Source organism: Bacillus sp. FF-1 (genome assembly GCF_028548245.1).
GTDB classification, from domain to species: domain Bacteria; phylum Bacillota; class Bacilli; order Bacillales; family Bacillaceae_G; genus Bacillus_A; species Bacillus_A paranthracis.
Genome location: NZ_JAQQGG010000006.1, coordinates 140,969 through 162,874, shown reverse-complemented (window position 1 = coordinate 162,874; position 21,906 = coordinate 140,969). Strand labels below are relative to the sequence as shown.

14 protein-coding genes are annotated in these 21,906 nt (G+C 36.1%); 9 read left to right on the top strand and 5 right to left on the bottom strand.

Annotation, left to right across the window (positions count from 1 at the left end; translation table 11 throughout):
* Positions 1 to 8: 8 nt before the first annotated feature.
* The gene (locus tag PQF83_RS19975) at positions 9 to 1,061 is read right to left on the bottom strand and encodes a YheC/YheD family protein (protein ID WP_000242722.1); all 1,053 of its coding nucleotides are present in this window, start codon (positions 1,059 to 1,061) and stop codon (positions 9 to 11) included.
* A 134-nt stretch (positions 1,062 to 1,195) separates the two neighbouring features.
* On the opposite strand from PQF83_RS19975, the gene PQF83_RS19970 reads away from it, so the two are divergent.
* Entirely contained in the window at positions 1,196 to 2,332 is a 1,137-nt protein-coding gene (locus PQF83_RS19970) for a DUF445 domain-containing protein (protein WP_113732813.1), read from the top strand.
* A gap of 142 nt (positions 2,333 to 2,474) precedes the next feature.
* On the top strand, positions 2,475 to 2,831 hold the full coding sequence (locus PQF83_RS19965) for a YlbF/YmcA family competence regulator (RefSeq protein ID WP_000164606.1): 357 nt from the start codon (positions 2,475 to 2,477) through the stop codon (positions 2,829 to 2,831).
* Between the two features lie 114 nt (positions 2,832 to 2,945).
* Here the strand turns inward: PQF83_RS19965 and PQF83_RS19960 are convergent, their stop codons facing one another.
* Together PQF83_RS19960 and PQF83_RS19955 are read right to left on the bottom strand one after the other, a co-directional pair.
* Positions 2,946 to 3,551 carry an NDxxF motif lipoprotein gene (locus PQF83_RS19960; RefSeq protein WP_000760974.1) on the bottom strand — a complete coding sequence of 202 codons (606 nt, stop codon included), beginning with the start codon at positions 3,549 to 3,551 and terminating at the stop codon, positions 2,946 to 2,948.
* A gap of 21 nt (positions 3,552 to 3,572) precedes the next feature.
* On the bottom strand, positions 3,573 to 4,133 hold the full coding sequence (locus tag PQF83_RS19955) for a DUF1700 domain-containing protein (protein ID WP_001042981.1): 561 nt from the start codon (positions 4,131 to 4,133) through the stop codon (positions 3,573 to 3,575).
* A gap of 402 nt (positions 4,134 to 4,535) precedes the next feature.
* Here PQF83_RS19955 and alsS point away from each other — a divergent pair, with 402 nt between their 5' ends.
* Positions 4,536 to 6,224 (top strand): acetolactate synthase AlsS, encoded by a 1,689-nt coding sequence (gene alsS, locus PQF83_RS19950; protein WP_000103506.1) that lies wholly within the window; start codon positions 4,536 to 4,538, stop codon positions 6,222 to 6,224.
* Between the two features lie 16 nt (positions 6,225 to 6,240).
* On the top strand, positions 6,241 to 6,999 hold the full coding sequence (gene alsD, locus PQF83_RS19945; protein ID WP_000215014.1) for an alpha-acetolactate decarboxylase: 759 nt from the start codon (positions 6,241 to 6,243) through the stop codon (positions 6,997 to 6,999).
* Between the two features lie 270 nt (positions 7,000 to 7,269).
* Here alsD and PQF83_RS19940 read toward each other — a convergent pair whose 3' ends face one another.
* Positions 7,270 to 7,887: a DNA-3-methyladenine glycosylase gene (locus tag PQF83_RS19940; protein WP_001148803.1), complete on the bottom strand. Its 618-nt coding sequence runs from the start codon at positions 7,885 to 7,887 to the stop codon at positions 7,270 to 7,272.
* 134 nt (positions 7,888 to 8,021) lie between these two features.
* Here PQF83_RS19940 and PQF83_RS19935 point away from each other — a divergent pair, with 134 nt between their 5' ends.
* On the top strand, positions 8,022 to 8,894 hold the full coding sequence (locus PQF83_RS19935; protein WP_000640425.1) for a Cof-type HAD-IIB family hydrolase: 873 nt from the start codon (positions 8,022 to 8,024) through the stop codon (positions 8,892 to 8,894).
* Between the two features lie 497 nt (positions 8,895 to 9,391).
* A complete protein-coding gene (locus PQF83_RS19930) occupies positions 9,392 to 13,543 on the top strand; it encodes a SpaA isopeptide-forming pilin-related protein (protein ID WP_272792312.1) in 4,152 nt (1,383 codons plus the stop codon).
* Positions 13,544 to 13,599: 56 nt separating this feature from the next.
* On the opposite strand, the gene PQF83_RS19925 is transcribed toward PQF83_RS19930, so the two are convergent.
* A complete protein-coding gene (locus PQF83_RS19925; RefSeq protein ID WP_000726521.1) occupies positions 13,600 to 15,339 on the bottom strand; it encodes an S-layer homology domain-containing protein in 1,740 nt (579 codons plus the stop codon).
* A gap of 257 nt (positions 15,340 to 15,596) precedes the next feature.
* Here PQF83_RS19925 and PQF83_RS19920 point away from each other — a divergent pair, with 257 nt between their 5' ends.
* From PQF83_RS19920 to PQF83_RS19910, 3 genes are all read left to right on the top strand, one after another.
* Positions 15,597 to 17,087, top strand: a complete 1,491-nt coding sequence (locus PQF83_RS19920; RefSeq protein WP_001998823.1) for a coproporphyrinogen III oxidase — start codon at positions 15,597 to 15,599, stop codon at positions 17,085 to 17,087.
* Between the two features lie 314 nt (positions 17,088 to 17,401).
* Entirely contained in the window at positions 17,402 to 18,958 is a 1,557-nt protein-coding gene (locus tag PQF83_RS19915) for a fatty acid--CoA ligase (RefSeq protein ID WP_000282005.1), read from the top strand.
* A 609-nt stretch (positions 18,959 to 19,567) separates the two neighbouring features.
* Positions 19,568 to 21,906, top strand: a 2,339-nt coding sequence (locus PQF83_RS19910; RefSeq protein ID WP_272792311.1) for a Cna B-type domain-containing protein, incomplete at its 3' end; no start/stop codon positions are given.

The following is a 21,906-nucleotide window of genomic DNA, read 5'->3' as shown; positions in this document are numbered from 1 at the left end:
CCCTTTCTTTATGGTGTAAAGCGACTAAATTGTAATGGTCCGTGATATATTTTTTCGGCTAATGAATCACTATGGCGAATGTAATGTTCGTACGGGGGAATCGTGTTGACATACATAAGCCAAATTGCCCCTTTTTGATCCATAATAGTGGAAAGCTCTAGCTCGAATAATGAAGAATAAGATGCATCTAGCGTTTGAAACACTTCATTTATAATGTCTTGTAAAGCGTCTTGTAACAATTGTACACCGGTACTAGATAGTACGTATTTAATTTTTGAAAATGCATGCAGCGAGGAATCATCGGTTGCCGATAGTAAAAGTTGATTCGGAAATGAACTTTTTTGTATAAACTGACCGATAACGTTCCACTTCTGTTCTTTATTTTTTTGTAAAATGGTTCGAATATGGAGTGGGTATGTTAATTGATTTGGAGGTTGCAGCATTGTATGCGTGATGTAACGTGCTGATCGTATATGAGATTTGTACCAAGATATAAATTCATCAGTTCGTTTAATTGGAGTAGAAGTATGGTAAGCATCATTTATCGTATCAACATGAAACGTTTTATTTTTATAAACGACCCGGTACAAACTTTCATTGGAATGTGCGTTAGTAGGACGTATAATAATATCTTTTGTTTTTAATAACAGTTTGAAAATGTTGTGTATCGTTGCTATTTCAAATTTTGGTATATAAGGAGATAATTTTTTATTCGTGAGAAATACATCATGTAGTTCGCTTAAGTCAATGAGTGTGTTATTTAAAAAGGTAGTGGAAGCACGGTTGTGTAATGAGCGAATAATTGACTTTGCTTTTTCGACGTTTGTTTCCTCGTTAAAAGAAGAACGATCGTATATATAAGAAGGAATAGGGAATATTTGCTCTTTCCATTTTCCTGTATCTGTATCATAAATCAGACCAGAAATAAGATCTGTTTTAGGGTCAATACCAAACGGCGTAAACTGGGCCACGACATTATGATAAAGCCGAGCGCGTTTAGCGATTTCGGTGTAATACGTTTGCTCATAATGAGGCTGAGAAGTTAAAATACCGAGAACCAACGAAATCACTCCTTTACTAACAAAATGTTGGCATAATAGGCGAAGCTATATATTGCAAATACGTTTTTATACCATTATACTTTTGTCCGTATGATGATATGCTATAGTTTTGGAGAAGCGAAAGGTTGATTGTAATGGATATATGGTTAAGTATGTTAACGACGACAGGGCTCGGAGCGATTATTGGAGGATTTACAAATCATTTAGCGATAAAAATGTTATTTCGTCCTCATCGTCCTATGTATATTGGGAAGTTTCAAGTGCCATTTACACCAGGATTAATTCCGAAGCGCCGCGATGAACTTGCTGTTCAATTAGGGAAAATGGTTGTAGAACATTTGTTAACGCCAGAAGGAATCGGCAAGAAGTTAACAAATGAAGAGTTTCAAAAAGGTTTAATCCACTGGGCACAAGTAGAAGTGGATAAAGTAATTACGAATGAACAGTCACTGCGACACATGTTAGAAAAATGGGACGTAGCGCATGTAGAAAAAGAAGCAACTGAGAAAATCGAACAGGTGATTACAGAAAAGATTCAGGCATTTTTAGAAGAGTACTATACATATACATGGGAACAAGCTTTACCTCATTCTGTTCATGAGAAAATAGAGAATGCGATCCCAAATGTCTCGGCGTTTATTTTAGATCGAGGAATCAGTTTTTTTGAAAGTGAAGAAGGGAAAGCGCGTCTTTCAAAAATGATTGATGATTTCTTTGCTTCTAGGGGGACATTGCTTAACTTAGTCGGAATGTTTTTAGGGAATGTAAGTGTAGTGGATCGTGTGCAGCCTGAGGTTATTAAGTTTTTAGGGCAAGATGGCACAAAGCAGCTTTTAACTGAAGTACTGCAAAAAGAGTGGGAAAAGTTAAAAGGAAGAGATGTAAAAGAAGTAGAAACGTTTGTAGAAAAAGAAATGATTGTAAGCTCTATATTGTCAGCAGTTAAAGTTGAGGAAACAGTGAGCAAGTTTTTAAATCAATCTGTGCAGCAAGTATGTGAGCCAGTTCGAGAAACAATTATGGAAAAGGTAGTCCCAAGTGCAGTAACGAAAGGCTTGAAGTGGGGAGCAGAAAACGTAGCGAGTATACTAAATAATCTCCACTTGGCTGAAATTGTGCAGCAAGAAGTGTCCACATTTTCCACGGAGAGACTAGAAGATTTAGTGCTGTCCATTACAAAAAATGAACTGAAAATGATTACGTATTTAGGTGCCTTATTAGGCGGTATGATTGGAATTGTGCAAGGTTTATTACTGTTGTTTCTGAAATAATAAAATACGTACATATAAATAAAAGTGAAATTTCTTCACATCTCTTGCATAGTTTGATATGGTAAGAAGAGGTGCGTATGTAAATGCACGTAAAAGGCAGTGCGTATGATAAGCGCTAGCCTTCTAAAGGAGGAAAAATAAAATGACAAAAAACATTCATGATGTAGCATATGAATTACAAAAAGCAATCGCTGAAAACGATGACTTCAAAACGTTAAAAGAGAGCTACGCAGCAGTTCAAGCTGATGCAGCTTCAAAGAACTTATTCGATGAGTTCCGCACAATGCAACTTAGCCTACAACAAAAAATGATGCAAGGCCAAGAAATCACTGAAGAAGACAACCAACAAGCACAAGAAGTTGTAGTTCGCATTCAACAAGATGCTAAAATTACAAAGTTAATGGAAACTGAGCAACGCTTAAATGTTGTAATCGGCGACGTTAACAAAATTATCATGAAACCACTTGAAGAATTATATAGCGCGCAACAACAAGCGTAATAGTGGAAGACGCCCCTTGTATGGGGCGTCTTTTTTGTTTAGGGAATTTGATAGTTAGACCACAAAACCTCACTTTCAAAATAGCTATTTTGAAAGTGGTATGTAGTACATCCGTTAATTCTTTTTATTGCTGTTAATTGAAGTTTTAATGTTTTTTTCGTTTAAAAACTTTTCAATCTCTTTTTGCTTCCGTCCATTAGCTTTCTCAAGGTGCTTCGTAAAAGAAAAATCGGCTTTGAATAAGTTACCATCTTGGGCGAGTTTGTTTAATTCTTGATCTAGTTCTACGAAAATAGCCGTAGATGATGACATAAATTCATAGATTTCTTTTGAAGGTTTTTTATAATCAGTAGGTAAATTATTATTACTAATAAACTCATGGAAATTCATATCGTTTTGTTTCGCTAGATCGATTAGTTTTTGTAATTTTTTTCGATCGGAATCAGTGAAATTCTTATCAGGAGTTGTTGAGGCAAGTGGAATGATGTTTTCAGATAACTCCCAGCTATAATCTATATAATCTTTTATATTTTTTCTCATTTCATCTTCATTAATAGTTTCATTCTTTTTTGAGGAAGTGAATATAGTTTCCGGAATTTTAACCGTAACATCTTTAATAGATTGTACATCGTTTTCTTCCTTAGGTTGTGCACTGTTTGAACAAGCTGATAGAAATAAAAGAGTAAGTAGCATGAGTGAATATAAAGTATATTTCTTCATTTTAATCTCCTTTTTTATTCATTAGTGTCTTTGTAAAATAGCTATATTCCATTTTAAATACTTTACTAAAAGTGCGTATATATGTTTGACCATTTGATAACATACGACGGATATGAGTAAACCGACGCAAAAAGCGATGAACACATTATAAACATCGGAATAACTAATTTGATGAAACCCTTTAAAGAATCCTAATCCTATTAATAAAATAGGTGAAATAATTAATACTGGAGTGGCAATGATTAGTGCTAGAAGAAAAGGTAATAAAAAGAGTAGTACGAAAAAGGCGATAAAGATAAAGGCAAAGTTTAAAACACTTAAGCTCATAACAGAAAATAGTGCAGTTATCATATTTTTGAAGCTTCGTTTCTTGTCAGCATTGCTTATTGCATAGGAAACATTAAGTTCTTTAGCAATAGCTTTAGGGTTTCCTAGTTTTTTAGAAATTTCTTCTTCGCATATTCCATCCTGTTTACCACTAATAAAATGAGTTTCGTACTCTGAGATGATATCCTCCTTTTCTGAATTAGGTATATTCCGTAGGGAGGAACTAAGTTGGCTTAAAAATTCACTTTTGTTCATTGTAATCACTTCCCTTTATAAAATAATGAATTATAGCTGAGAATTCGCTCTTTTTTGAGAGGGGGATATACTAACCACGAATGTTATTCCAATTAATGGGTGTTCCAATATTTACAAATATATCATTTAGTAGTGTTCTTTGCAAGGTACTGTAAACATTTTGGTACCGTGATGAGATGGAAGCTTTTTAGATTTTTTCGAGAAAATATGAAAATATTATTTTAAGATAAATAAAGGGTTGTAAGCGCATTCCTTAATGAGTGTCATAAAACTGTCAAATTCATATCGTTGGAAAAATAATGCATTTGTAATATAATGATAAATAATACTTCACCACGTTAATTAACCAGGTGAAGTTTAAAATCTTTATTACACAAATTATGAAACAAAGGAATGGTTAGTTTGAGTACAGGTGTAAAAGCAAACGACGTGAAGACAAAAACAAAAGGAGCAGATCTTGTTGTTGATTGTTTAATTAAACAAGGTGTTACACATGTTTTCGGTATTCCAGGAGCGAAGATTGACTCTGTATTTGATGTACTGCAAGAAAGAGGACCAGAGTTAATTGTTTGTCGTCATGAACAAAATGCAGCATTTATGGCAGCTGCGATTGGTAGATTAACAGGAAAACCGGGCGTATGTCTTGTAACTTCAGGACCAGGGACATCAAATTTAGCGACAGGTCTTGTTACTGCGAATGCGGAGAGTGATCCCGTTGTTGCTTTAGCTGGTGCAGTTCCACGTACAGATCGATTAAAACGTACGCACCAATCTATGGATAATGCTGCACTATTCGAACCAATCACAAAATATAGCGTAGAAGTAGAGCATCCTGATAATGTGCCAGAAGCATTATCAAATGCATTCCGAAGTGCGACTTCCACAAATCCAGGCGCTACTTTAGTAAGTCTTCCGCAAGACGTTATGACTGCGGAAACGAATGTAGAGTCTATCGGTGCGCTTTCTAAGCCACAGCTTGGAATCGCTCCCACACATGATATTACATACGTAGTAGAAAAAATAAAAGCAGCGAAATTGCCAGTTATTTTACTCGGTATGAGAGCAAGCACAAATGAAGTGACGAAAGCTGTTCGTGAATTAATTGCGGATACAGAACTTCCTGTCGTTGAAACATATCAAGCAGCTGGTGCGATTTCACGTGAATTAGAAGATCATTTCTTCGGCCGCGTTGGCTTATTCCGTAACCAACCAGGTGATATTTTACTAGAAGAAGCGGACCTTGTTATTTCTATCGGTTATGACCCAATTGAGTATGATCCGAAATTCTGGAATAAACTTGGGGACAGAACGATTATTCATCTTGATGACCATCAAGCAGATATCGATCATGATTACCAACCAGAGCGTGAATTAATTGGTGATATTGCCTTAACAGTAAATAGTATCGCAGAAAAATTACCGAAACTTGTGTTAAGTACGAAATCAGAAGCAGTATTAGAACGATTACGTGCGAAATTATCAGAACAAGCAGAAGTTCCAAATCGTCCTTCAGAAGGTGTTACGCATCCACTTCAAGTGATTCGTACACTTCGTTCTTTAATTAGTGACGATACAACTGTTACATGTGACATCGGTTCCCATTCTATTTGGATGGCGAGATGTTTCCGTTCTTATGAACCACGTAGATTATTATTTAGTAACGGTATGCAAACGTTAGGTGTTGCACTCCCTTGGGCAATCGCAGCTACTTTAGTAGAACCAGGTAAAAAAGTAGTTTCCGTATCAGGTGACGGTGGTTTCTTATTCTCAGCGATGGAGTTAGAAACGGCGGTACGCTTAAATTCTCCAATCGTCCATCTCGTTTGGAGAGACGGCACATATGATATGGTTGCATTCCAACAAATGATGAAATACGGCAGAACATCAGCTACAGAGTTTGGGGATGTTGATCTTGTGAAATATGCGGAAAGTTTCGGGGCGTTAGGTCTTCGTGTTAACACGCCTGATGAATTAGAAGGGGTATTAAAAGAAGCATTAGCAGCAGATGGTCCTGTCATTATTGATATTCCAATTGACTATCGTGACAACATTAAATTAAGCGAAAAATTATTACCAAACCAATTAAACTAATGGAGGCAGATTTGAGATGACGGTTGCGCAATTAATTGATATTGATGCAAAAAAAACGAAAACGAATAACGAAGTATATCAAACATCTACAATGCTTGCGCTATTAGATGGTATATATGATGGTGTGATTAGCTTTGAGGAACTAAAAGAACGTGGTGATTTCGGTATCGGCACATTTGATCAATTAGATGGTGAAATGATCGCGTTTGATAATGAATTTTATCATTTACGTTCAGACGGTTCAGCAGAAAAAGTAGAGCCAGAAGAAACAACACCGTTTGCGACTGTAACGTTTTTTGAGAAAGAAATGAGTTATACAGTGGAGCATCCGATGAATCGTGAAGAAGTGGAAGCTTTATTACATGAATTAATGCCGAGTAAAAACCTATTTTATGGTATTCGAATGGATGGTACGTTCCGCGAAGTAAGAACGAGAACTGTTCCAAGACAAGAAAAACCGTATACACCACTCGTTGAAGTGACGAAATCACAACCAATCTTCTCATTTGAAAATACAGAAGGTACGCTTGCTGGATTTTGGACGCCAGATTATGCGCAAGGTATTGGTGTAGCTGGTTTCCACTTACATTATATTGATGATGAAAGAAGCGGAGGCGGACATGTTTTCGATTATGTGGTTGAAAACTGTACGATCCAAATTTGTCAAAAAGCTCATATGCATTTAGCACTTCCAGAAACAGCTGATTTTATGGCGGCTGAATTATCTAGAGAAAACTTAGAGGATAATATTGCGACTGCGGAAGGTGCGGAGTAAAAAGGGAGAGACTGTTCCATTTTGGAACAGTCTTCTTTTATTTGTAATGTTATTCCTTGTCGAATCGTTGATATATTGTGAGTTATGATAGATATATTCGAAAAATCGTTGATATCGTTTATCCCGCTTTAATGGGCAGTAAGATCCCCACTTCCAAATTCAGCGAAAGCAAAGAAGTTAGGCGGGGGATCAACTGCCCATAAAAGTCCGATTGGTTCAACTAATAATCAGTGGGGGATGAAGGCACTCCCCACTGATTAAAGTTTCACTTTATTTCTTTGAAACAAACGGATGCCCCTCATAATAAAAACGCCACGGATAATGTACAGCTTCTTCTGCATAGTCGATATTAATACGAGGTCCTGCTGTTATTTTATATTGTGATGATAGGTGTTCTTCTTCTGGGACGAGTTCAATATGCAATGTGTCACTTTGTAATGATACGCCTCGTTCTTCCAAAGTGATTCCAAGGGCACGACATAATTTTCCAGGTCCGTTCGTTAAGTTTTTATACTGTGCTTTTGTAATGTCTGTTTTGTTGTAGCGCGCTAGTTTTATTTCTTCTATTCCATCTACCGGCTCAAGGGCTCGAATGAGAACACCTTGCGGGGTGCCTACTGGTGCTGTAATGACGTTAAAACAATGGTACATACCGTAAATTAAATATACGTAAGCATGTCCTGGCGCACCAAACATGACTTCCGTACGATCCGTCCGTCTGCCGCCGTAACTATGTGCGGCCTTATCACCCGGACCTTTGTATGCTTCTACTTCAACAATGATTCCACTTCGCTTTATTCCATCTACAATATGAACAAGTTTCTGTCCGAGTAATTTTTTTGCGACTTCTAACGTATCGCCTTCATAAAAGGAAGGTGGTGCTTGCATTGTACTATCTCCTTTACTAAGTGTATATGTATATAGTAAACCAAATTTTCAGTAGTAATTCTAACTCGTTCTATTTGCTACATTTATTTCATAAATTATGGATAGAGTACAACAGCGAAGAGGGGGAGTGCGACATGATTTATCGCTTACTAGCTCTTAACATAGATGGGACACTACTATACAACAACGGAAAAATTGCAAAAGGATTACGTGAAACAATTGAATTTGTAAAAAGAAAAGACGTATACGTTACATTATTTACGAGCCGGAATTTTCAGTCCGCTCATAAAGTAGCAAAGGCGTTAAAATTAGATTCTATATTAGTGACACATGGCGGTGCTTTCGTTTCAGCAACTTTAGATAAGCCGTACGTTCAAAGAAGATTATCGGAAGAGAAGACATTTAACATTGTGCAAGTATTGGAGCATTTTGACTGTAACGTCCGCATTTCTCATGAACGGTTTTCAATCGGAAATCGTGAGAGAAATACACCAAACTTAATTGCGCGTACTGTGCTATCGAGTGCGGATCCGTTATTTTATCCAGTTCAATTTGTAGATTCGTTAGGTGATGCGCTTCGTGATCATCCAGTCGCGGCGCCAAAAATTGATGTTCTTTTCCAAACGAAAGGTGAAAAAGAAAGAGGACTGAATACATTAAGAAAAGCGTTTCAAGATATAGAGTATATTGAATGTGATTCAAAACGAATAGAAATTTTGCCACAAAATGTATCAAAATTACGTGGATTACAATTGCTTGGAGAGCATTTAAATATTTCGTTAAACGAAATGGTTGCCATTGGAGATAGCATGGAAGATTTAGAGGTTATTGAAAATGTGGGTCTCGGGGTAGCGATGGGGAACGCGCCTGTAGAGGTAAAACAAGCGGCCGACTGGATTACACGTTCAAATAGTGAGAACGGCGTAGAATATATGATTAAAGAACATTTCCGCAAGCAATTCCCGCTTCCGTTTTTGAAAAATCATAAAAATACACCGAAACGATAAAGGAAAAACGTAGCTTTTGGCTACGTTTTTTTATTAGTTTTATCCCGCTTTAACGGACAGTAAGACCCCCACCTCAAAATTCAGCGGAAGCAAAGAAGTTAGGTGGGGGATGAACAGAACCCCCACTGATTAAAGTTTCACTTTATTTTGAAAATGAAAGCGTTCTATAAAGGTGAATTGTGTCTGGAATCTATACAATTCACTTGAATCCTTTAGAAAACTGTTGTAAAGTGAATGATGTTGCCAAAATAGTTACACCATATGAAATATTCTCCAGATTAATTTTGTTGAGCTCCGTATGCAAAAAAATACTCCCGCATGATAGTTTCATTCACGTATTATCTCAAAAATGAATTGTAGTAATTATATTAATTAGTTGTAGAGTTTCTTTGGTTTATTTAAATGGATTATTTTAAGTTAATGTCAGTAAGGATTGGTACATATGAAAAGTACTTCTTTTCATAAATTTAGGAATTATAAAAGGGGGAATGAATTTTTTGAGGAAATCATTTAATCAAAAAATCAAAAAATTAAGTAGTAGTTTTATAGTCGTGTTACTAGTATGTATGAATTTTTTAATCCATTTACCATATAAAGCAGAGGCAGCTACAACAGAATTAAAAGGTTTAGGTGATGTATCTTATTACAATGCAATCATTTTTGGAGATCATAGTGCAACGAGTGCGGATATTGAGGGTGCGATGGCTATTCAAAAAAATATGAATGCATCAAGTTATACAGTCTTAGCGGCTGCAACGGGAGCACATAACTTAGCTGGAGCGACATGGGTAGATGAAGGATACCCATCATTATTACTAGGCGGTCAATTTACGAAAGCGGGAACAGGACAAGTAATTATTCAAGATGGAACAGTGGCAATGACAAAAGATGGTGATCCAGAAGGTGCAATGAAATCATCATATGACCGTATCTCATATAAAGAGCAAGCGGAGATTGATGCTAAGTTTAAAGAATTTAGAAAAGACGTTGATGGTGTAATTGGGGATGCAAGTAAACTACAGACTGATAAGCCAAAACCTAATATGAGCTTTGGAATCGGTGAAGATGTAAACAACCCTAATATTTATGTCTCTTCAGGCCAAACGGGAAAGAAAGCATTTGATGTAAAAGACGTTTTTCTTCCGAATGTAGAGAATAAAGACTTTATTGTTATTTATTCAGATGCAGAAGAAGTGAGTTTTGGTGGCGGTGCAATTTTGTATGATACAAGAAATACTGGGATGGCGACGGATTTAATTAATACATCTCAAGCATACGACCCTAATTCATCTTTTACTGAGTTAGCTAGTAAGGTAATTTGGGTATTTCCTAATGCTACAAAGATAACAACTAAAGGATATGGTGTAGTAGGAAGTGTATTTGCTCCTAATGCAGTTGTAGATACAAAGGGTGGCTCTATTAATGGACAAGCCTATGTTGGTGGATTACACCAAAGAGATGGATTTGAGGTTCATAACTTTAAATTTAACTGGTCAAAGTGGAAAAAGCCAGCAGCTGAAAAAGGAAATTTACAAATTAAAAAAGTTGATGAAAACGATGAAAACATTGTTTTAAAAGACGCAAAATTTGATGTTATAGATAAAGAGAATAATGTTGTAGATACGGTTACAACAAACGAAAAGGGTATCGCGGAAGTTAAAGATTTACCATTTGGTGATTATTTTGTAAAAGAAATTAGTGCACCAGAAGGATATATAAAAGTTGATACACCAGTAAAAGTAACAATTGATAATACAAACATAATTGAATTTGTTATGAAGAATACGAAAAAAGTAGAAAATGGTCAATTTAAATTATTGAAAAAAGATAGTGAATCTGGTCAACTTCTGCCAGGTGCAAAATTTGATGTTATAGATAAAGATGGGAACGTTGTCGAAACAATTATTACAGATGATAAAGGTGAAGCTTTATCAAAACAACTTCCAGTTGGAACATATACATTAAAAGAAATTGAAGCACCGAAAGGATATGAATTATCATCTAGTTCAGTTTCTGTTGATGTAGAGGCTAATAAAGTAGTAACTGTAGATGTGGTGAATAAAAAGATCCCCGAAAAAGTAACAGGTCAATTTGAAATCGTAAAAGTGGATGCAGAAGATAAAGCGAAAGTATTATCAGACGCAGAATTTGAAGTGTACAAAGATGGTAAAAAAGTAGAGACGTTACGAACAGATAAAACAGGTAAAGTAATCTCTCAGAAATTAGAGCCAGGAAAGTACACATTAAAAGAAACGAAAGCACCACAAGGGTATAAATTGCTGAAAGAAGAAATTGAAGTCGTTGTGGAAGCAAACAAAGTAGTACAAGTACAAGTAGAAAATGCGAAAGAACTAGGAAGCTTACAAGTAATCAAAAAGGATGCAGAGAGTGGAAAAGTTCTAGAAGGCGCAGAATTTAGACTAAAGAACGAAAGTGGTCAAGTAGTTGGAGAAGCAAAAACAACGAATAAAGACGGTGTTGTGAAATTCGAAAACTTAGTGCCAGGAAAATATACGTTAGAAGAAACGAAAGCGCCAGAAGGCTACAAAGCAGTCGAAGTAACAGTCGAAGTAAACGTAGTAGCGAATGAAGTAGTAAAACAAGAAGTTACGAATGAAAAAGTAACAGGTCAATTTGAAATTGTGAAAGTAGATGCAAATGATAAAACGAAATTGTTATCAGGTGCAGAATTTGCAGTGTATAAAGATGGTAAAAAGGTAGTAGAACTGAAAACAGATGAGAGTGGAAAAGTGCTGTCACCAAAATTACCATTAGGTGAATACACAGTGAAAGAAACGAAAGCACCAGAGGGTTATAAGCTTTCGAATAAAGAATGGAAAGTAACAATTCAAAATGAGAACGAAATCGTAAAATTAGAGGTAGAAAACGAAAAAATATTAGGTTCCCTACAAATTATTAAAACGGATGATAAAGATCAAACGAAACGTTTAGCGGGCGCAGAATTTACATTGAAAGATGTGAAAGGCAATGTTGTAAAAGAAGGAATTACAACAGATAAGTCTGGAACTGTTAAAGTAGACGGACTTGTGCCGGGTGAATATACGTTAGAAGAAACAAAAGCGCCAGAAGGTTATGAGTTAACTAAACAAGTAATTCATGTAACAGTTGACGGTGAAAAAATTGTTGATGTAAAAGTAACGAATAGTAAGAGTCTTGGTCAATTCGAAATCGTAAAAGTAGATGCAGAAGATAAAGCGAAAGTATTATCAGATGCAGAATTCGAAGTGTATAAAGATGGTAAAAAAGTAGAGACATTACGAACAGACAAAACAGGTAAAGTAATCTCTCAGAAATTAGAACCAGGAAAGTACACATTAAAAGAAACGAAAGCACCACAAGGGTATAAATTGCTGAAAGAAGAAATTGAAGTCTTTGTGGAAGCAAACAAAGTAGTACAAGTACAAGTAGAAAATGCAAAAGAACTAGGAAGCTTACAAGTAATCAAAAAGGATGCAGAGAGTGGAAAAGTTCTAGAGGGTGCAGAATTTAAGCTAAAAAATGAAGCTGGTCAAGTAGTTGGAGAAACGAAGACAACGAATAAAGACGGTGTTGTGAAATTCGAAAACTTAGTGCCAGGAAAGTATACGTTAGAAGAAACGAAAGCACCAGAAGGTTATAAGACATTAGAAGTAACAGTAGAAGTAAACGTAGTAGCAAACGAAGTAGTAAAACAAGAAGTGTTGAATGAAAAAGTGAAAGAAGAAATTAAAGGGCAATTAGAAATTACAAAGGTAGATGCTAATGATACAAATAAAACATTAGCAGGTGCAGTGTTTGAAATTTGGAAAGACGGAACAAAAATCGACACATTAACATCAGATGCAAATGGTAAAGCAACTTCGAAAGAACTGGATCCAGGAGATTATATTTTAAAGGAAGTTCAAGCACCAGAAAGTTATGAGTTATCTGATAAGGAAATCGAATTTACGATTTCTAATCAAAAATTTGAAGTTGTAAAACTTCAAATTACAAATAAAAAAGAAACAAGCAAAGGTCCAGAGAATCCAGGCGAAGAAACAGAAAAGCCAGGCGAAGAAACAGAAAAGCCAGGTGAAGAAACAGAAAAGCCAGGCGAAGAAACAGAAAAGCCAGGCGAAGAAACAGAAAAGCCAGGTGAAGAAACAGAAAAACCAGGTGAAGAAACAGAAAAACCAGGTGAAGAAACAGAAAAGCCAGGTGAAGAAACAGAAAAGCCGGGTGAAGAAACAGAAAAGCCGGATGAAGAAACAGAAAAGCCAGGTGAAGAAACAGAAAAGCCAGGTGAAGAAACAGAAAAGCCAGGTGAAGAAACAGAAAAACCAGGTGAAGAAACAGAAAAACCAGGTGAAGAAACAGAAAAACCAGGCGAAGAAACAGAAAAACCAGGTAAAGAAACAGAGAAGCCAGGCGGAGAGACAGAGAAACCAGGTGAAGAAACAGAAAAACCAGGTAAAGAAACAGAGAAGCCAGGCGGAGAGACAGAAAAACCGGGTGAAGGAATGGAAAACCCAGATAAAGAAAAAGGACAAGGTACCTCTCATGCTCAACAGCTTCCAGCCACAGGACATGATATGAATTATCTTCCATTCATTGGCTTTGCTCTTGTTTTATTAGGGATACGCTTAAGATTTATGATTAAAAATAACTAATATGTTTTATAAAAGGCATAAGAGAAATATTATCTCTTATGCCTTTTGTTTTTTATTTAAGCTTCAATAACTTTAAGCATTCGATTTAAAAATGCGGCTGCTTCAGCGCGTGTTGCTGTGCCTTTTGGTACGAATTCATTTCGTTCGTTACCTTTTACAATTCCGTATGCATAAACATTTTGTAATGCTTTTTTATCGTATGCTAAGTGTTGGTCAGTGAATGGTAATTTCACTTCTTTTCTATAAATCCAGTTATATTCTAATGCACGGTCAATCATAATAACAGCTTCATCACGTGTTATTGTAGCATTGGGATCAAATTTATTATTCCCACGACCATTAATGATCCCTGCGCTAGCGGCGCGGTTAATTCCATCTATTAAAGATGGGTGTGCTTCGTTTAAGTCTGTAAATTTAGCGTTTCCAGCAGGTAATTTTAAAGCTCTCGACATTAAATTTGCAAACTCAGCTCGTGTCACGAGGCGGTTTGGCCAGTAAGAACCATTGCCGTCACCGAACATGATTTTTCTAGCAGCTAATTGACGAATGTCTTGCTCATACCAACCACCTGAAATGTCGTCTTTTTCATGAGGGACTTCTGGCGGCGGCATAACATCTTTACGATGTTCGTTATAGTAAGCGTTCGTGCCCTTTAAGAAAGCATCCCATTGTCCGCGCTGAATCATAAATGCAGGGCAGTTTTTTCCGCTCCAAAATTGATGCTTTTGAACGTGATCTAGAGATATGTTTAATTCATTCATTAAGAAAGCAGCTAACTTGCGCGCATTTTCTACCGCTTTTGTATAATTTCCATCACTATTCACAGCAATTTCAATTCCGATAGATTCATAGTTTCCAGTTTTATCTCCAGCATGCCACCCAACTTCATTTAGCGGAAGATGTTGATAAATTTCTTTGTCATCTACTGTAAAATGCCAAGACGCTGAACGATCAGTATTTCCGCGAGCTTGATTATCTAAGTACTTCGCATGATTTAAAGCGTTCGCACCTTTACTTGTATTAGCAGTTTCATGAATTGTAATGTATTTCGGTTCCATTGCGTAGCCAGGGCGAATATTTTCATTTCCTTTTGGAACAATCATTTCTTTAAAAGTAACACCATAAACGTTATTTGTAGGTAAATTAGATGGTGTTTTGAAGAAAGTTGCGCTTCTCTTTTCGATAGCACCTGTTTTTTCAAATAATGATGCTTTCGTACCGTCGAATGTAGCTGAAGGAGCATAAATCCATTTCTCAGTTCCGTTCATTTGAATGTTAAACCAATTCCCAGCTTGTTCAGTAGGAGTTACTGTTTGTGGCTGTAATTTCGTTTCTTCTTTAAACGATTGGAAAGGGAAGGAATATACTGATGCTTCTTCTGTTACGATTAGTTTTTGATTCGAGAGTTTATGAATCTCTTGTACTTCTAAACTATTACTTTCCTTATTAACCCAGCCAGCACCAAACGTAGTTTGTATGTAATATGCATTCCCTTTTTTCTTCGTTGCTTTTACTACTGGTTCAGCAATTTCAATATTTGTTTTCGTTTTTAAGTCATTTGAATTGTATAGTGGAAGTTTTGTTGATAAGTGGAGAAGATATTCACCCGAGATTTCAAGGTCGTTTTCTTCGTCATGTCTATGCTGTTTTGCATGTTCTTCAATGCTTTTTAAAGCTTGTTCATCCATAGACAATTCCGCAGTTTTTTCTATACTTTCTGCGAATGAATGGGTAGGCGCTACAAATGTTTGTACTGCCAAAGATAATGCTAAAATGTTGTAAAACTTTTTTTTCATAGTTGTTTTAACACGTGATAGTCTTTCGTGCGTGTTAAGAGTCCTCCTTTATATGTATTTAAATTAGTAGCAAGTACTAATACGTTCTAGATTGTAACAAGAGTATATTCTAATGTCTATACAACTAGGGAAAGTTCATGAAAAATCAATATTCAGTTTGTTTTAAATAGGATATGAAAATAAGGTAAAACCTTCTGTATTGACCTGCAAACGCCCTTCAAGTAAACTAAAGAGAGTTTGCAAATGAAAAGGTGATAATGTTGTTAATTTCAATTAAAACGTTACAAGATGATCGTTTTTTACGTCCGCTACAAAATATTGGCGGCTTATTTTTTGAAGATAGTACGATTGGATTTGAACAAGAGGAAGCAAATCTTATCGTTGATATACACATTGAAGAGAATGTGAAAGCATCAGCTCGTTTAACAGATGTTGCGACTGGAAATGTGTATGAAGAAACATTCGCAAAAGATTTATCTGCTTTTACAGATGAAAAAGAGCGTATGAAGCAAGTGAAGCACGTTGTTTCTTATGTATATCTTTCTGTTCTTCAGCAGTTAACTGGTATTGAACAAAGCTGGGGTATTTTAACTGGAGTTCGTCCAACGAAACTTCTTCATAAAATGCTTCAAAACGGTATGTCAAAAGAAGAAGCACACCAAGAACTTCGTGAAAGTTATTTAATTCATGAAGAGAAAATTGAACTTCTTCAACGTATCGTTGATTGCCAATTAGCGGTAGTTCCGGATTTATATCGTTTGAAAGAGGAAGTAAGTATTTATATCGGTATTCCATTCTGCCCAACAAAATGTGCATATTGTACATTCCCGGCGTATGCAATTAACGGACGTCAAGGCTCTGTTGATTCATTCTTAGGTGGTTTACATTATGAAGTTCGTGAAATTGGTAAGTTTTTAAAAGAAAAAGGTGTAAAAGTTACGACGATTTATTACGGCGGCGGTACACCGACAAGTATTACAGCAGAAGAGATGGATATGCTGTATGAAGAAATGTATGAAGCGTTCCCAGATGTGAAAAATGTGCGTGAAGTAACAGTTGAGGCAGGTCGCCCAGATACAATTACGCCAGCGAAGCTAGAAGTGTTAAATAAATGGAACATTGACCGTATTAGTATTAATCCGCAGTCATACCATCAAGAAACATTAAAAGCAATTGGACGTCACCATACTGTAGAAGAAACAATTGAGAAGTATCATTTAGCTCGTGAAATGGGAATGAATAATATTAATATGGATTTAATTATTGGTCTTCCTGGTGAAGGGTTAGATATTTTCAAGCATACGCTAGATGAAACAGAAAAGTTAATGCCAGAATCATTAACAGTTCATACGTTATCATTTAAACGTGCTTCTGAAATGACGCAAAACAAACGTAAATATAAAGTAGCAGGTCGCGAAGAAATTACAGCGATGATGCACGAAGCAGAAGAGTGGACGCAAAAGCATAATTACGTACCATATTACCTATACCGTCAAAAGAATATTTTAGGTAACTTAGAGAACGTTGGTTATGCAATGCCGACGCAAGAAAGTATTTACAACATTGTCATTATGGAAGAAGTACAATCAATTATCGGACTTGGCTGCGGGGCATCAAGTAAATTTGTTCATCCGAAGACAGGTGCAATTACGCACTTTGCGAATCCGAAAGATCCAAAATCATATAACGATGGCTTCGTAAAATATACAGAAGATAAACTGAAAATTTTAGAAGAGCTATTTGCATAAGAAGAAAGGAGCTGTTCCGAGTCGGGACGGCTTCTTTTTTATCTTGTCAGTTTTTGTCGGTAAGTCGATATATCTGGAAAATCGCCGATATAATTCAAGTTGCGCCGATATATTTTGAAAATCGCCGATATAATTCAAGTTGCGCCGATATATCCGGAAAATCGCCGATATAATTTCACTTACCCCCAAAAGCGGAACTGTTTGTAAAACTATGTCGATAATAATCAGAAAAATTAGTCAAATCATTAAAGGACAATGTCTACTTATGGACGAAATGATAGATTTATGAAAGAGAAAAGGGGGAAATTGTTGGCATGTACATGACGATAGGGAGAATATTTGATTTATCTGTTGGTAAGTATCCGAATAAAGAGGCGTTAGTGGAACCAGAAAAAAATATTCGCTGGACGTATAAACAGTGGAATGAGCAAATAAATAAAACGGCGCATGCTCTATTAGAAGAAGGGGTAAGAAAGGGCGATACGGTATCTGTTTACTTATATAATTGCCGTGAATTTGTAAACGTTTACTTAGCCTGTGCAAAAATTGGAGCGATCTTTAACCCAATTAATTTCCGCTTAAAAGCAAAAGAAGTATCTTATATTCTTCAGGATGCATCCTCGAAAGTCGTTGTTTTTGAAAAAGCAGTTGAGCCAACTGTCGCTATCATTGAACGAGATTTTCCGAATTCGTCTTTTTGGTATGTAGAAGACGATACACCTTCTTATGCAAGTTCTTACCATGAAAAAGTGAACGCAGCATCTTCTAAGAAAATAGATATCGAAATTAATGAAATGGATTATTGTTCGATGCTGTATACGAGCGGTACGACTGGTCATCCGAAAGGTGTATTACATCGCCATCGTGAAATGGCTGAGCATAGTATGATTTGTACGTATTTCCTAAAATATAATCGAGATAGTGTCGGACTTGTCGTTGCACCTTTATATCATTGCGGTGAGCTGAATGCTGGAATTATCCCGCGTATTCAAGTTGGCGGAAAGAATGTTATTTTACATCATTTTGATACGGAAACAGTATTACATACAATTCAAGAAGAGAAGATTACGACATTCTTTGCAGCACCGACGATGTGGAATATGCTGTTGCAAAAAGATTTAACGCAGTATGATTTAACGTCAATGAAGATCGGTATATACGGCGGGGCTGCAATGGCGCCAGCATTAGTGAAGGAATGTAAAGAACGTCTTTATATTGATCTTGTTCAAATATACGGAATGACAGAAATGGGACCAGTTGTTGCGTTTCTCGTAGAAGAAGATCAAATTACGAAAGCAGGTTCAGCAGGCACGCCATGCTTTAGTCATGAAATTCGAATTGTAAAACCAAACGAAGATGCACCGGCAGAACCAGATGATGTATTGCCTCCTTATGAAGTAGGAGAGATTATTTTGCGCGGTCCAACTATGATGGCTGGTTATCATAACCGAGAAGAGGCAAATGTAAAATCGATGTATAAAGGGTGGTATCACTCTGGTGATTTAGGTTACTTCGATAAAGACGGCTATTTATTCGTCGCAGATCGCGTGGATGATATGGTGATTAGTGGCGGCGTTAATATTTATCCACGTGAAATTGAAGATTTTCTCCATAGTCATCCTGGTATATTAGATGTTGCGGTGCTTGGTGAGCCGGATGAATTATGGGGAGAACGTGTTGTGGCAGTTGTTGTGAAGAAAGATGAAACAATTACAGAGGCTGATTTAGAAACGTATTGTAAAGAAAGTGATGAATTAGCAGATTATAAACGTCCACGTCATTATTTATTTGTGAATGAACTTCCTCGTAATGCAAGTGGGAAATTACAAAAATTTGTGCTGAGAGAGTCGTTGAAAGGCGCGAAAAAGTAAGCGGTAGAACGGTTGTCTATACAGATAAAGCTATCTTTTTTAATAAGAAAAGATAGCTTTATTTTTTAAATGATTAAAAAAGTAGTATGTATCTTTTATTTAAACGTTCTCTTATTATTATATAAAAATATTTTTCGTAGCGTTTTATTTTGCTTACGAATGTATATATGTCGCTTTAGATAAGGTTTTTTTGATTTATTCATGTGGATTTTATAGATTTTGAGATAATAATTTCAGTAAGAGTAGAATAAAGTTATGAGAGAAGAATCATCGCTGAAAGATAAAGATAGCCAACCATCAGATGACCATATGACTGAAATGGTCATTAAGTATATTTTGGTATTATGAATATAATAACAAATTAATATGTAAATAAACAGTCTTGTAATGTATTTTTATTAGGAATAGTATTTATTGTTGGCTGCCCAAAAAAAGTAGAAATGAATAATATAGTTAATGAATTGTATTGTTTGCTATTTTATGTCGTATCACTAACGATGGTTTGATGCTACAAATAATCTTTAATTCGTATCCCCCTTATTTTTAAGGGGTATTTTGAGTGGAATCGATCTCACGATTAAAAATTTAATGATTAATATTGGAGGCGTTATGAGTACATATTTAAAGAGAATTTCTGTAATTTGTTTTATTTTCACCGTTATAATAGGACAGGTTTTCACACCTATTATAGGACATGCTCAAGAATTAAGAACATCGGGAATAGTCGATAGTTTTACAATCGAAAAAACAAAATTAACTTATGGGGAAAAGACTAGCATACATGTAAACTTTAGCGAAAAACCCGGCAAAGAGATGAAGGCAGGGGATACATTAACGTTAGCGCTACCGCCAGAATTAATAGGATTTAGTGGTACGATTACATTAAAGGATGAGTCAGGACGTGTTTTCGGTACGTGCCAGATTAATGCAAATAGTGTAGTTTGTACATTTAATGAGACGGTAGAGGAACGCGAAAATATTCGCGGGAGTTTCAATTTCACTGTCCAAGCTATGAATGTAGAAGCAGGAAAAACGAAAGATATACAAACAAACTTAGGGACAGATTTAGAAAAACAATCGGTTAGCATTACTCATCCGAAAAGTGAAGGTAACGAACCGGGAATCTTTTTCTATAAAGTTGGTGATATTCAACCAAACAACAGTGATGAAGTACGTTGGTTTTTAAATTTTAATTTAAAGAAACAATATTTACACAACAACATCGTTTTGAAAGATACTTTACAAGAGGGGCAATTACTTAAAAAAGATAGTTTTACTGTAACTATTAATAATAAAGAATATTTGTCTCTTAAGCAATTTCAACAGCGAGGCTATGGATATATAAATTTTACGGGTGATAACTCGTTTGAAGTTGTCATTTATAAACATATGGGGAATGCTACTTCATTTACCGTTGCTTACAAATCTACGATAACTGAAAGTGGGAAGAAGTTAAAGTTTCTACAAAATGACTATAAACTTGATTATCAAATTTTAAATGAAAAGCCTACTTCTGAATCTAATAGCGCAAAGGTTGAAAATATATCATTTGGCGGCGAAGCTGAAGGCGATTTACCTGCAAAAGGAACGCTGCAAATTGTTAAGCATATTGAAGGAAACGAAGGGAAAGTTATCCCAGGTGTTTCTTTTGAATTGTATACAGAGTCAGGACAGAAAATTGGTGATTCTTATACAACAAATAAAGAAGGAATAGTGGAAGCCTCAAATCTTACTCCTGGTAATTACTATGTGCAAGAAATTAATGCCCCGAAGTACGTAGAGTTTGATCCGAAAGCAAAAATTCCTTTCACAATTAAGAAGGATGATGTAAACGGAATAAAACTTATGATCCCAAATAAGTTAAAAACTACATCTGTTATAGGAACGAAAAAGTGGGAAGGCGACAAAGTGAATGATCGCCCGGAAACAATTAAAGTGGACTTACTGCAAGATGGTAAAGTTATTGCAACGAAAGAAGTTACTGCTGCCAATGGCTGGAACTATGAGTTTGGAAAGTTACGAGCATTTGATAATGAGGGAAAAGCTTATAAGTATGAAGTGAAAGAACAACCAGTATCAGGATATCAGTCGAAAGTGAACGGATATGATATTACAAATATAAAGATACAGGAAGCAATAGAAGTAGAAGAGCAAAATAAAGAAGAAACAACAGAAGATCTGAAAGAGTTAGAAAAACCGGAAGAGCCAAAGGTGACAGAAGAGCCAAATGTGCTAGAGAAGCCAGAGGTAACAGAAAGACCGGAAATCTGGGTAAAACCAGAGGAAGAAGAAGTTGAAGAAGAAACAACAGAAGAACTAGAAGACTTAGAAAAACCGGAAGAGCCAAAGGTAACGGAAGAGCCGAATGTGTTAGAGAAACCAGAGGTAAAAGAAAAGCCGGAGATCTGGGTAAAACCAGTGGAAGAAGAAAATAAAGAAGAAACAACAGAAGACTTGAAAGAGTTAGAAAAACCGGAAGAACCAAAGGTAACAGAAGAGCCAAATGTGCTAGAGAAGCCAGAGGTAACAGAAAAGCCGGAGATCTGGGTGAAACCAGAGGAAGAAGAAAATAAAGAAGAAACAACAGAAGAACTAGAAGACTTAGAAAAACCGGAAGAGCCAAAGGTAACGGAAGAGCCGAATGTGTTAGAGAAACCAGAGGTAACAGAAAAGCCGGAGATCTGGGTGAAACCAGAGGAAGAAGAAAATAAAGAAGAAACAACAGAAGAACTAGAAGACTTAGAAAAACCGGAAGAGCCAAAGGTAACGGAAGAGCCGAATGTGTTAGAGAAACCAGAGGTAACAGAAAAGCCGGAGATCTGGGTAAAACCAGTGGAAGAAGAAAATAAAGAAGAAACAACAGAAGACTTGAAAGAGTTAGAAAAACCGGAAGAACCAAAGGTAACAGAAGAGCCAAATGTGCTAGAGAAGCCAGAGGTAACAGAAAA